This is a genomic window from Vibrio sp. 10N.261.46.A3, assembly GCF_041472995.1.
GTDB classification, from domain to species: Bacteria; Pseudomonadota; Gammaproteobacteria; order Enterobacterales; family Vibrionaceae; genus Vibrio; species Vibrio coralliirubri.
On the sequence record NZ_JBFRRH010000025.1, the window covers coordinates 20,752 to 34,349 of the forward strand.

At 43.7% G+C, this 13,598-nt stretch carries 10 protein-coding genes and 1 pseudogene; 3 read left to right on the forward strand and 8 right to left on the reverse strand.

The window, feature by feature from the left end; translation table 11 throughout:
* Window positions 1–38 precede the first annotated feature (38 nt).
* Window positions 39–533, forward strand: a pseudogene (locus AB4484_RS06315) (type I restriction-modification system subunit M N-terminal domain-containing protein); the annotation flags it as partial.
* A 75-nt stretch (window positions 534–608) separates the two neighbouring features.
* Here AB4484_RS06315 and AB4484_RS06320 read toward each other — a convergent pair.
* Genes AB4484_RS06320 through AB4484_RS06355 form a run of 8 tightly spaced genes read right to left on the reverse strand, consistent with a single transcriptional unit; the run spans window position 609 to window position 10,073 of the window.
* Window positions 609–1,268 carry a hypothetical protein gene (locus AB4484_RS06320; protein ID WP_372077076.1) on the reverse strand — a complete coding sequence of 220 codons (660 nt, stop codon included), beginning with the start codon at window positions 1,266–1,268 and terminating at the stop codon, window positions 609–611.
* A 9-nt stretch (window positions 1,269–1,277) separates the two neighbouring features.
* The gene (locus AB4484_RS06325; protein WP_372077078.1) at window positions 1,278–1,451 is read right to left on the reverse strand and encodes a hypothetical protein; all 174 of its coding nucleotides are present in this window, start codon (window positions 1,449–1,451) and stop codon (window positions 1,278–1,280) included.
* An 11-nt stretch (window positions 1,452–1,462) separates the two neighbouring features.
* Window positions 1,463–2,239: a M48 family metallopeptidase gene (locus AB4484_RS06330; protein WP_372077080.1), complete on the reverse strand. Its 777-nt coding sequence runs from the start codon at window positions 2,237–2,239 to the stop codon at window positions 1,463–1,465.
* Entirely contained in the window at window positions 2,239–5,520 is a 3,282-nt protein-coding gene (locus AB4484_RS06335) for a type I restriction endonuclease subunit R (RefSeq protein WP_372077082.1), read from the reverse strand. Before AB4484_RS06335 ends, AB4484_RS06330 begins: the two co-directional genes overlap by 1 nt.
* The gene (locus AB4484_RS06340; protein WP_372077084.1) at window positions 5,513–6,748 is read right to left on the reverse strand and encodes a DUF6161 domain-containing protein; all 1,236 of its coding nucleotides are present in this window, start codon (window positions 6,746–6,748) and stop codon (window positions 5,513–5,515) included. Before AB4484_RS06340 ends, AB4484_RS06335 begins: the two co-directional genes overlap by 8 nt.
* A gap of 6 nt (window positions 6,749–6,754) precedes the next feature.
* The gene (locus tag AB4484_RS06345) at window positions 6,755–7,927 is read right to left on the reverse strand and encodes a restriction endonuclease subunit S (protein ID WP_372077085.1); all 1,173 of its coding nucleotides are present in this window, start codon (window positions 7,925–7,927) and stop codon (window positions 6,755–6,757) included.
* Window positions 7,917–9,434, reverse strand: coding sequence for a type I restriction-modification system subunit M (locus AB4484_RS06350; RefSeq protein ID WP_372077087.1), 1,518 nt, complete (start codon window positions 9,432–9,434; stop codon window positions 7,917–7,919). Before AB4484_RS06350 ends, AB4484_RS06345 begins: the two co-directional genes overlap by 11 nt.
* Window positions 9,435–9,446: 12 nt before the next feature.
* Window positions 9,447–10,073 (reverse strand): restriction endonuclease subunit S, encoded by a 627-nt coding sequence (locus AB4484_RS06355; protein WP_372077089.1) that lies wholly within the window; start codon window positions 10,071–10,073, stop codon window positions 9,447–9,449.
* A 219-nt stretch (window positions 10,074–10,292) separates the two neighbouring features.
* Here AB4484_RS06355 and AB4484_RS06360 point away from each other — a divergent pair, with 219 nt between their 5' ends.
* Both AB4484_RS06360 and AB4484_RS06365 read left to right on the forward strand, forming a co-directional pair.
* Window positions 10,293–11,663 (forward strand): tyrosine-type recombinase/integrase, encoded by a 1,371-nt coding sequence (locus tag AB4484_RS06360; protein WP_372077090.1) that lies wholly within the window; start codon window positions 10,293–10,295, stop codon window positions 11,661–11,663.
* A complete protein-coding gene (locus AB4484_RS06365; protein WP_372077092.1) occupies window positions 11,656–13,593 on the forward strand; it encodes a hypothetical protein in 1,938 nt (645 codons plus the stop codon). Before AB4484_RS06360 ends, AB4484_RS06365 begins: the two co-directional genes overlap by 8 nt.
* Window positions 13,594–13,598 lie beyond the last annotated feature (5 nt).

Consider the following 13,598-nt stretch of genomic DNA (forward strand, 5'->3'; position numbering starts at 1 on the left):
ATTCGCCACAAATTTCAGTTGTTTAAAAGTAGAAAAACATGTCTATCAGTTCAGTTATCAAATCCATTCAAGACATCATGCGTAAAGATGCGGGTGTCGACGGTGATGCACAGCGCCTTGGTCAAATGTCTTGGTTACTCTTCCTTAAAGTATTTGATGCTCAAGAAGAAGAGTTAGAATTAGAACTGGACGACTACAAATCACCAATCCCAGAACAATATCTATGGCGTAATTGGGCGCAAGATGCCGAAGGCATTACCGGTGAAGCACTGCTTGAGTTCGTAAACGATGACTTGTTCTACAAACTGAAAAACCTAACCGCACCGGTTGACCTCAACCCCCGTGGCTTTGTTGTTAAAGAAGCATTTAGCGATGCGTTTAACTACATGAAAAACGGTACGTTACTGCGCCAAGTGATCAACAAGCTGAATGAAATTGATTTTACTGACTCTTCAGAGCGCCACCTATTTGGTGATATCTACGAGCAAATCTTAAAAGATCTACAAAGCGCAGGTAACGCGGGTGAGTTCTATATAATGCCATCTACAAATTTACGGTCTAAATGCCACCATCATATAGCTGCGTAGAGTGTTACTATTTTTAAAGTTTCACGCTAACTTCTCATTAAGTGCTTGGCCCAAATCAATAATATTGTTCCTCGCTGTAACTCCATCTTCTAACGCTTCTAAAAACCATTTCTCTGGATAAACATTCCCTCTGTATTTAAAGTCTCGTATTAAGACACCAACGTTACCCTCTTGAACTTTTAACATTCGCTGCGTCTTTAACAGGTTTCTATGTTTAATCGTGTTAATAAATGATTCCACGTAAGTATTGCTTTCATTTGAGCATACTTGCTCAGTAAGCACTGTAAGTGGGTCATTTGGTATGTCTGTTTTTAGCCTTTTAACCACACGTGCAATACTACAATCGTGGACTTGGATTTTCGGCTCTAGAATTAGCTCATTAATTAATTGCGCATAGATTTCATACATAGAGCGCACATTGTAAAAAGCTGACTGTAGGTGGGCTTGAAGGATCAGAGTGGAATCATTTAGTGCGGCTCTTTCTTCACCACGAGACAGTATAAATGATATTGCTTCTCTTTGATTTTTTGGTTCGATCTCTTTGAAAAGAGCGTATGCTTCACATTTGTGATAATCAAAGATGTCAATAGACCTATCGAGAGACTCAAGGTAATCAAAGACACTGTGATTACCTTGATAGTTTTGAGATATCGTTTCTTTCAGCGTTTTAATGTCCCACATTGTTACGTCCTAACCATCCACAACTTCAATCGTTACGTGCTGCGCACCAAGGTATGTGCCTTCATCTACTTCATAACGCAGGGTTTCATCGCAATACGGACAATCAAAGGCTTCGTTTGGCTCGATGCACTCATCCTCTAGCCAGTCCCAGCCAATATGCTTTTCACAAGTTGGGCATCTCATTTCAGCAATCCTTATTCATTCAAATACAACTCTGCCATTCCATCTAAACGGGCTTTTACTTCTTTCCAATTAGGCATCACGCTAGTTAGTAAACGCCAAAACTTGTCACTGTGGTTATGCTCGGCGATGTGGCAAAGCTCATGTAGAATCACGTAATCAATACACTCTTTAGGCGCTTTAATCAGGTGAGGGTTGAGCATCAGGTTCCCTTTGGCTGAACAGCTTCCCCATTGCTTTGTCATGGGCAGTACACGAAAACTTGGAATGCCTTTTACCCATGTTGCTTGAGGTAATAACTCAGATAGGCGCTCATGGAAAATACGTTCAGCACGAACCTTGTACCAGTTGCGCACCAAAGCTTTAACCATGGCAGTTTTGTCATCATTGAACCTCGTCAAGGTGACAAGTAACTTACCGCGAGTCATTTTTACTGATGGCAAGGCATCTGAATCTTCTACTACCTTCAGCACATAACGACGACCGAGGTAGAATTGCATCTCACCGCTGACGTAATGTTTAGGCTGGACATACTCCAAATGACCTCGAAACTCTTTCAGGGCATCATAAATCCACTTGGCACGCTTCATTACCGCTTGGTGAATGTCCTCAAGCTCAGCGTCTTCTGGGGTACTAACCGTGACATCACAGTTGGGTTGCACCTTGATGGTAATGCTTCGCTTCTTTCCTTGTTTGATGGGCTTACGCAGCACCTCATAGCTCACAGCCTCATCTCCATAGATGAAGCTGTATTCCTCTTTGTTGCGTTCGTCAGATACTGTTGACGCCATCAATGGTGACCTGCTAAACCTAAGCGAGTGATTTGCACCACTTCTTCGGCAATGACTTGCGCTTTATCGACGCCTAAATCGGCAAACAGTAACGGAAGCACCTCTAGAGTGATCTGGTTTTCAATCTCTGATGGATTGATTGAAAACTCTGCTACCGCTTTGCGCACTTTCTCGTCAATCTCTACTGCATAGTTGAAGCATTGATCTTCAGTAAGACCTTGACCTTCAGCGCCATGTTTTAAGAACAATCCAAAGTAAGCTTGTACATGACGCTTAATTTTGGGGTCTAGCTCTGCGAAGCGATCGGTTGGCATTCCTTCGACTTTGCGCTCCTTCACTTGCTCTTCAAAATCAGCAAATAGGAGATATTGCTTAACAGGCGCATCAAACATCTCTTTTGCTTGCTGAATCGCTTGTTTAAGTAGCTTCGAGAAATACTCTTGAGCGTAAGGGTCGTCGGCAAGGTCTTGCTCAATCATCTTAGTGACACGCCCTGTGATCGCATCTTTCTTATTGCGAGCCTCATCGTCACTTAGCTCTTCTGGTTTTATATCCTTACCCATATTGCCAACCAGATAAGCGCCTTTAGACTCTTGGATCTCAACGCCGCCGATATGCTTATCTAACATAGTGCGAATACTCTCAGCGTACTCGTCGTAATCAATGGTCTCTTCTGCTTGCTCACGGACAACTTTACGCAGCGATGTCATGCTTTTTAGCGTGTCTTTATAAATCTGGCGCTTATCATCAAAGCTCTTGTCTTCAAAGTAGGTGGCTGATTGCAGAGCGACTTTTAAACAATTAGCAAACGCAGTGAGCGTGCTATAAAAATCTTGACGTTTCTTTAGGTTTAAGTCTGTTGGCTGACCATCTACATATTCTATGTTCGGCGCAAATACCCGTGCCATTGCGTGCGGATCTTGGGTGTTTTTTACATCAATAAAGAATGCCCACAGCTCACTGTATAGGCCAGGCAGTTTCTTATATTCGGTGTCCATGCGGCTGTATAAGCCTTTGAGATCGTCAATATCAAAGCCACCTTGGGTTCGCTCTGCCAAGTCTTGGTAGTCAGCGATGGTGGCATCTAGCTCTTTTAAGATGCCTCGGTAGTCGATGAGGTAACCAAACTCTTTCTTTTGGTGCAGACGGTTAACGCGAGCAATGGCTTGGATAAGGTTGTGCTGCTTGAGCGGCTTATCGATGTACAACACGGTATTCTTCGGTTCATCAAAGCCCGTTAAAAGCTTATCGACCACGATCATTAAATCAGGGCCGTCATCTTTACCAAACTCTTCAATGATATGCTTGGTGTAGGCTTTCTCATCTTGACCAAAGTCAGAGTCCAACACGTTCTCTTTCCACCAATTCTGTACCACATCCTTACTTTCACCGTCGACCGTATCGTGCCCCTCACGGGTGTCTGGTGGTGACATGGCAACTACCGAGGTCACTTTGCCTATTTGGTCGAGAAGCTTCTTATATTGGATGGCAGAGGCTTTTGAGTCACAGGCTAGCTGTCCTTTTAAGCCTTGGCGTTTGAAATTTTGGAAATGGTCAGAAATGTCATGAGCAATTAAATGGATGCGACCTTCGGTTTGATAGATTTGACCTTTTTGAGCAAACTTCTTCTTCAAGTCTGTGCGTTGCTTTTCGGTGAGCTTATCAGTGATGCGGTCAAACCAAGCATCAAGCGCTTTGTCGTTGGTGCTTAACTCTGGCACACGCTCTTCATACAGCAAAGGAGTTACCGTTTTGTCTTCCACCGCTTGTTGCATGGTATACGAGTGGATGATTTTACCGAACTTGTTTTCTGTCTTATCGTCTTGCAGCAGCGGTGTCCCCGTAAAGCCAATGTAAGCGGCCTTTGGCAGGGCTTGCTGCATACGAATGTTGTTTTCACCGTTTTGGCTGCGATGACCTTCATCAACTAGCACAATCATATCAGGGCTGTCGTTGTAACACTCATCAAGCTCTATTGCAGTGCCAAACTTGTTGATGATGGAGAAGATAATACGCTCGTTGCCTTTACCAATTTGTTCAGCAAGGCGTTTACCTGTCGTTGCCATCGCAGTTTTACGATCTTTCTCAGACAGCGCACCGCCAGAGGCAAACGTTCGTGCTAGCTGATCTTCCAAATCAACACGGTCAGTAACGACAACAACACGGCATTTGGCGAGTTCTTTTATCCAAATGAGAGCCTTGGACAAAAACACCATGGTGAACGACTTACCCGAGCCTGTTGTATGCCAGATAACGCCGCCGTTACGTGCGCCTTTCTCATCGAAAGAAGTAACGCGTTCAATCAGGGCTTTAATGCCAAACACCTGCTGATAACGCGCCACGATTTTGCCCGCTTTTTTATCAAATAAAGTGAAAAGCTGGGTCATTTCCAGAAGACGGTCATGACGAAGTAGCGATACCAACAAACGGTCTTGGTCTGTCACCATTAAGTCACCGCGTGCAATCAGTGATAGATATTCATCACGAACTTTGGCTGAGCGGTGAGCAAATAGCTTATCGAGCTGCGCTGGAGATAGCGGCGTGTTTTTAAAACGTGCGAATGTAGCTTCGGTGATCTCTTCTTCTTTCCACTTCGCCCAGAATTTATCTTTAGTACCGCAAGTCGCATATAAGCCATCTAGCCCGTTCACAGACATTAGCAATTGGCTGTAGGCAAACAGGTGTGGAATCTGATCGACTTTTTGGTTGCGAATGTTTTGCGAGATACCTTCAGCTACCGTCGGCTTGCCTTCATGAGAAGAGTCTGGGCGTTTGGCTTCAATCACTACCCAAGGTAGGCCGTTCACAAAGCAGACAATGTCGGGAATGCGATGACCCGTTCCATGCGCATTTTCTACTTCTAGCTCTTCGGTAAAGTGGAACTGGTTGTTCTCAGGGGTTTCCCAATCAATGACATTGATCGTTGGGCTGGCTTTCTTGCCATTAACAAACTCGGTCACGCCAATGCCATAGGTCAGAGCGTTATACAATTTTTCATTCGCCGCTTTCAGCCCTTCGTTCATGGCAGGGTTGGCAAGCTCATGGACAATTTTATCGATGGCCGCTTGCGATAGGTGATGATCTTTGCCCATAAACGAGTAAGTCTTGTGGTTGAGTACATCGCGCAGTACGTCAGGCAAAATAACGGTGGAGAGGTTGCCACGTTTCACCACGCATTCGCTTGGAGGAATGAATTGATAGCCAAGATTAGTCAGCAAAGTGAGAGCGGGAATTTTAGCGCTTTGCTCTTCTCGGAAATTGGGTAAACTGTGATTATCCATTCTTGTTCCCTTTCGTAGCCATACTCATCATCTCGGCCATCGGCATTTTAGGCCCTTGTTCTTGGCTTAAAAGTCCAGTCTCGGAGCGACTAAATAGTGCTTGTAAAACAATGTCGCGAGATTCTTTATCTATTTCTGATTCATGAGTTAAGGATAGGTATAAGTAGGTTAACTGTTCTCGTTCTTCAGCATCTCTCATTAAGTGAAAAGAGCTAAACGTTATTTTGGCTAAGACCCGAACTACAAAAGTAAATACTGCGGCAATAGAACCAAAGAGAATCGCACCTTGCAGTGTATTCAGTTTGAGTTGTAACTCTTGTGCTGACAACCAACCTTGGAAAAAGTCAATACCGACTTTTAATGCAACGAAGCAAATTATTGCTAACATAATGGCAGCGAAAATACCTTGAGTGCGATATTTTATTGCCGCAGTTTTCCAATACTCTGCTGGTTTTTTTAGACGTAACTTCTCTTCATAAGTCTTCTCCAATTCAGATATAGTTGAAGCCCAAGTATGTAGATGGTCATCAAACGATTTGTTTTGCTTGCGAATTGTTCTAGCATTCAACTTTTTGTTGACTCGATGTAGTTTAGTTGACCTTTCTTTTGTTTCAGACACCCACTCTTGAAAGTTAACTTTTTGCTCTGATACTTCTGAGAACAACTCGTCTTTTGAGTCAGCAAAAGCATTGCGCAGATGTCCAAGTGAGACTTTTTCACCATTTCTTCTTCTGGTTATATCCGAGGCTTGATTTAAGAACTCATAGCCTAGTAAAGCACCGTTAAACGCATCAATGTTGTTTTGGTTCATCGTGACTTTGTTTCTAATAACAAGGTCAAGAAAGGCTTTAGCAACATTAGGGTTATGCTCAAGGAAGCACTGAATGTAAGGTTGGACGGTTGGACTACCACTCCATAGCCAGTGCTGCTGGAGTGGGATATATACATTTTGTCGAAGTTGGTTTAACTTTTGCTGAAGAGCGTTGTCATCCAATTGGTCAAGCTCATTTAACCAGTTTTCTATATTTGTGGTTAGGGTATTCAAGTAACTGAACGAATTAACAGTCGCATCACTAACGTTGTGTTTCGCTTTAATCGTTTCCGACTGCTCTTTCCACAAATCTCGTTCTTTTTGAGCGAAGTCATAAAGGGATCGTAGGTTAGTAAACTCTTTACGGAAGCCTGAGATGTCGGTAAGAGTAATCTTAATATCTCTATCTGGGATCATACGACATTACTCCACATGGACGCGACGTTTACCCGTCAACAACTGCTGCATCAATCCCTTTTTCTCTTGCTTAAAGTGTGAAAGCTTGGTCTCAAGTACCTCGATTTCTTTATCGGCAGCGGTTAGGGCTGATGCTATTTTTTGTTGTTCAGAATAACTACCCAACTTAACTTTGAAGTTTTGCAGCATTCCTACTTTGATATATGGCATTGCTCCATGTTGCTTCTCTCGGTCTACATCTCTCTTCAGGTAAAAGTGGATCCAATGGTGCAAATAAGCCACGAATACAGCTCTAAACTCACTAAGAATGTAAGTTCGTTGGTAAGCTTCAAATTTGCCCTTGTAATAGTGAGTTGTACCTATGACGCCATTGCCAGCTATTAATAGTGCTTCAAAATCATAGGAATAAGAAGAACTTAAAATTGGTCGTTTTGCACAAGTGAAAAAAGGATATTTACCGCTTGAAGATCCATCATTTGCATCTTTCTTACCTGTTCCAATTTTGCACAATTCTGTTAACTTAACCTCTTCCCACTCACCCTCAAACGCCTTACCCGTTTCAGGATTAACCAAACGCTTCTTACCCGTCAAAAGCTGTTGCATCAGAGCTTTTTTCTGCTGCTTGCTGGTTTCAATCAGCTTTTTTGTGGTGCTAATCGCTTTGTCCCACGTTGAGAGGATTGTGGCGATCTTGCGTTGCTCTGCTATTGAAGGAAGTGGTACGACAACATCATTTAGAATCTGCTGACTCAGGTTTGAAATATTAGTACCACCGCCATTTTTCGAGAATTGTTGTTTTACTATCTCTGATCTCGAAAGCAATGCTAAATAGTTAGGTAAGATGGTCTCACTCGTTACCCTTCCGCGTATCGTAAACCCAGAAAATGACAGCTTTTCAGTTACTTCTGGAAAAAAAAGACACCTTCCAATTAAATCTTTGTTACCGTTCGAACGAACATAAAGTACATCACCACTTTTGATAAGATCGTTTTCTTTTACCACGTTGCTGACATTTATAATTCCGAGGCTATCAAGATGGCTCAGGGATGTATGGTCTTTGAAGTCTGCCACTCCAACTATTTTAATTGCTTCCCCTTGGTCTGCTTTCGTAAAATTAAGGCCATTACGAAATTCTGCAAGTTGACCAAAACTAGTCCTTTCCCAACCATTAGGCACCATAGCCAAGCTCCTCTAGGTAACCAGCCATCTCAGCTTCAAGATCTGATAGTTCATTTTGCAGAGCTAAACGTTCAGTGCGCACTGCGACTAAGTCAATTTCTTCTTCTTCCTCAAAGGTATCCACATAACGAGGAATGTTGAGGTTGTAGTCGTTCTCGGCAATTTCTTCTAGCGTAGCTAGGTATGAGTATTTATCGGTGGTTTCACGTGCTTTGTAGGTATCGACAATTTTCTGAATGTTCTCAGGGTTTAGCTGGTTTTGGTTCTTACCAGACTTGAACTCACGAGAGGCATCAATAAACAGCACCTTGTTATCGTCTTTTTTCTTTTTGAAGATAAGAATTGCCGCAGGAATGCCCGTACCGAAGAACAATTTTTCAGGAAGGCCAATCACGGTATCTAGCAGGTTCTCTTCAATCAGTTGCTTACGGATTTTACCTTCACTTGAAGCGCGGAATAGCACGCCGTGAGGCACAACTACGCCCATACGACCGCTTTCTGGCTTAAGCGTCTCAATCATGTGTGAGATAAACGCGTAATCACCTTTGGTCTTTGGCGGGATACCACGGCGGAAGCGACCAAAGTGGTCATTGCCTGCATCTTCAAAGCCCCACTTATCGAGCGAGAATGGTGGGTTGGCTGTTACTACATCAAAGTGCAGCAGACCCCCCTCTTTATCTTGAAGCTTAGGGTTGCGAATGGTATCGCCCCATTCAATACGGTGGTTATCTTCACCGTGCAGGAACATGTTCATCTTCGCCAGTGACCATGTTGAGCCAATCGCTTCCTGACCAAACAACGCGTACTGCTTAGAGCCTGCAAAGTTGTTTTGTACTTGCTTACCACACTTCATCAATAGTGAGCCTGAACCACAGGCAGGGTCACAGATGCTGTCGCCTTGTTGTGGCTCTAGGATGATAGAGAGTAGATCAGATACCTCTGGTGGGGTATAGAACTCACCCGCCGATTTACCGCTGCCAGCAGCGAAGTGTTTGATAAGGTACTCGTAAGCGTTACCAATCACGTCCAGTGAACCAACGCGGCTTGGACGCAGATTTAGCGTGTCTTTACCAAAGTCTTCCAGCAGGTGGCGTAGGATGTCGTTCTTCTGCTTTTCATCACCGAGCTTGTCTGTGTTAAAGCTGATGTCTTGGAATACGTTCTTTAGCTTAGTGCCATTGGCTTCTTCAATCGCGTGTAGCGCTTGGTCGATGCGAGAGCCGTTACCTGCTTCATGGCGAGATTCGTATAAGTCCCAGAAAGTAGAACTCGTTGGGATTTTGAAAGACTGTTTCGACATCATCGCAGTGATCATCTGCTCGTTACCATTGAACTGCTTTGATAGCTCATCAAACTTGTCTTGGTGTACGTCAGAGATGTACTTCAAGAACAGCATGGTTAGGATGAAGTCTTTGTAGATTGAGGGATCTACCGTGCCTCGGAAAGTGTCACAGGCAGCCCATACGGCTTTGTTGATTTCATCTTGATTGATTGGTGTGTGTACCATTTTCCCTAGCCTTTAATTAGTTTGCTTTAATTCATTAGAATTTTGGATTAAGTCTGAAGCAATAGCATTAAGCTGCTGCTGACGGTTGTTTATAAGCTTATGAAGGAGCGCATTTTCTTTAATGCTGGCTTCATAGAGCTTGGCAATCGTGTTTTGAGTTTCAATGTCGGGCAGTGCGATGGGCGTTGCTGCAAGCACAGGTTTTCTGATGCTTATCTGAAAGCTGCCTTCGGCACTGCGCTTAAAATAGGTTTGCACAGGTGATTGGTTAAGCTGCCAAGTTAAAAACTGTGGATTAACCTTTTGTTGCCATTGCGGTTTTACCCTAAGCAGAAACAAACTTGGCGCACAGGTGGTGCGCTTTAGTTGCTTATTCACATAGCTCGCCAGATGTTTCGAGCCTTTGGCGCTAAATAACACATCACCTTGCTTGAGCCAGTCGGCTTCACGCTTTCCTGTCAGGTCGGTGGTGATCAAATCACCCGTTATCAACTCGCCTAAAGGAGAGATGTCTTTAGCTTGTACGGCTTTGACGCTGCCACTAGGGATGGCTCTGATCGCCCCTCTAAATGGGTAACCCGCTTGAATCGTGACACAGTCGTTGAGTGTTACTGATGTAACGGTTTTCTGAACACTCATCTCAGAACGCCGCCTTTGGGAGTGTTCAAGATTGCTTGCTCATTACTTTCAAGCATTTGGCTGAGCCTCTTAGTTATTTCATGTTTGATATTGTGGCATCAACCTCATACCTAGCCAATGATTTTTTACAGTAATTGTATGATGCAAATAAAACTTTGACATTAAAACCTATCTCACCTATCTTTTTATTGCAGTAAATGGATGGTGCAAGAGTGGGTGATGGTAAGTGTTGTTAAAAATGAGGTGAATCTGGGTGATTTGCCGTACTTCAATCAGGAGTCACGTTGTGGGCAGCCATTACGCGAGGTGTCGTATCATTGTGAGCGTGAGATCAGTAAGTTTCCTCGTTTACGTTCATTGACTCGTATTCACGATGTATTGGAAATGAATTTGTTTCTAGAGCATCGCTATAAAGGGCAGTTTATGCCTCCGAAACGTGCCAATCAAACAAACAACCTTGGCGGGGTAAGTGTGTTGACGCTTAGCTCAACGGCCTATTCATTGAGCATTTTCCTGTCATGGCTTGAAGAAAACAATGTAGCGTGGCAAGAAGTGATTGCTATTGCCCCTTCAGAAAAAGCCAAATATTGGCTCCCTGTGTACCGTTTTCGCAAACACTTAATTGATCGAGTCGCCGCCAAAGAGATCGATCGTGACTCTGCCAATCTTTATATGAACCATATTCGCCAATTTTACGAGTGGGCACTCAAGCAGCGCCGCATCGATAAAATTCCTTTCGAATACAAAACTCAAGTTATTAAGAAAAAGCGTAAAGATGGGGATATTGATTTCCTATTTAGTGGTCAGTTTGCTCAAGAGCGTGGTATCACCGTAACAACCACCGACTTGCTCATACCTAAGAAGTACAAGCAAAAGTCCTTTAATCAGAGTGAATTAGCGCCTTATAACCGTGAAGAGTTGGAACTGCTTTACGCAAGCAAGGAACTAACCAAGCCAGCATCAAGGTTGTGGGTAGAATTGGCGCACCAATGTGGGTTAAGAGCCGATGAGGTAGCTACATTTCCAGTTTCGGCAGTCAAAGACCCAGTGCTTATCACGGACAAAATCTTTTACGTTGAAATCACAGGCAAGCTGAGTAAGACCAGAAAGGTCATGGTCTCGAGTGCGCTTATGGCGAGTTTATGGGGCTATGTAAACTCGACTGAACGGCAGCGTCGATTAGGTAAATGGCAACTAGAGCATGGTGACAGTCATGCGGCACCGCTGTTTATTAATCGCTCAGGCAGGCCAATCGTCTCCAAATCAGTCAGCAATGTGATTTCTAAAGTCCGAGCAGAGTTAACAGATAAGCCACTAGAACGAGACTTTCACGATCTACGCTCTACCTTTGCCACGAACCTTGCCAAATTCATGCTTAAGCAAAACCTGCCGATTGGCTTTATTCAATACAAGCTAATGCAACTGCTTGGCCACAGTGATTTTGCAACCACGCAAAAGTACATCAACTTTGCGCGTTCAGAAACCTTTGATAAGCAGATGTCGAGTTGGGTCGATAAGCTGTTTGGTGAACATTTACCGAGCCTACACAGTGATTTACTAGCAATACAGCAAGGTGGTGAGCATGAGTAAGGTTACGCTTGAACTGCCTGTTGGTAATACCAACATCACGGACTTAATCGAATTTTCACCTGCTTTAGTGGAGGACTTGAAGCAAATCTTAGCCAGTGAGCGATATCAAGGTGGGAAAGGCCATAATTTACGCTCAATGTCTGCGAGATTTCGTGTGGTATTAACAGCTTGTCGATTTATTATTGCTAATGACGCCGATGCAGAATTACTTAAGCAAGGGTTTAATGGCTTTGTTGGGGAGCGCTATGCGTTTTTGAAATCAATCTATCGCAGTGATATCCGCAAAGAATTGCGTAATGAACTGGTGTTTGCCATTGGTATTTTCATGGGAAGACCTTTGTTAAAGCATCATTATCTTTCGGATTTGTGGACATTTTACTTTAAAGAACAAGATGCTTGGCGACACATTGATAGCGTAGATCTAAAAGCGGCTTTGCCAAAGATTCATGCTGAGATGACTTCCTTGCTAAATAGCGAAACTGAGCTGTTGCCGCAAAAAAGCTACAGTATGGAAACGCTCCATACTCGCTTTTCAAAAGCCAAGCGATTGTTACTAGAGCGCTTAGCCCCGCAGTTTAAAGACGAATTGGAGGTGCATGGCCTACAAGCGTTAAGTATCGATAACAATCGCATCCAAAAGTCACTGTTTCAAGCCATTCAAAGTGATGTTCAGCAAAAGAGTATCTCACTCCGAACGGGTACAGGTTACTTTGAAGTCATACGCTGGTTAATGGAAGTGACAGGACAAGAGGTTGTTGATGCCTATCGAATATCGATGCAACGCTACCAAACTCATGCCAAGCGAGAATCACTAGAAAAGACCTACAGTGATGAAGAGTTAACAGAGTTGGTCTTCCACGTAGAGAAAGCCATTGAACAAGCAAAAGAAAGTAAGCCGCTAATCGCTCTATACTTTGCCAAAATCCAGTTAAAAACTTGCTGGAACACTGCGCCAATGTGTGCAATTGAACTCTCTGATATCAAAGAGATTGAGTTACCTACGTCGAAAAATACGATGGTGATCATGCTACAAAAAGCGCGTAAAGGGTACGACATTGATACTTTTCAGCTTGATGGTCGCACGGTAAACAGCGTGATGCAGGACTTGTTGCAAGTAAAAGTGCTCACTGAACAATACCGAGAGGCTCACTCGCCATTTCAATCACTCCTGTTTGTTTATGACGAATACGGAGAGATCGGCTGCGTTAAAGGCACTAATGCCACATCTTACATAAACAACCTTCTGGAACAGCAAGGTTGTCGTGTGCGGTACAACTCTCAGCGTATTCGTAAATCAGGTGCTAACCACATCTACCGTGAAGTGGCGAAAGATTTGCGTAAATACAAGCAGCGGATGCGCCATTCCTATTCGACATTTATTCAGCACTACAAGCAAGTGGAAGAAGCCGATACTCAAACCAATCTCGGCGATGCAGTGCAAACCATGCAGAGCTACTTTACGGGGCGTGAGATCAGCTCTGACATCATTATTATCGATAAAGATGATACTGAGCTACAGCAAACGCCAACGGGTTTATGTGCCTCTAAGGGCAATGACACAGAAGCGCAGCAATATCACAAAGAGCATCGACTGTTACATAAAGACAATGGCCGTGAGGCGACATGGTGCAGTGACTATCTAGCTTGTATTTGGTGCAAGTATTTTCGAACTGTCGCCGACCCAGAGCATGTTTGGCAGCTTCTTAGTTATCGAGACTATGTTCTAGCGGATATGAGGGCGAGTGTGTCCAATCTAGAGGGCAATGAACAACAAACGGAAGCAATGGAAGTATTGAAAGAGCGAGTGAATGATATTTTGCGTCAGCTTGCGAGCAGAGATCATAAAGCAGTCGAACAAGCTGATGAGATGCAGCGAAATCAAGGCATGCACCCATTCTGGTCATTTGCTATTTCAACAGTCGCGGTATAGGGGAA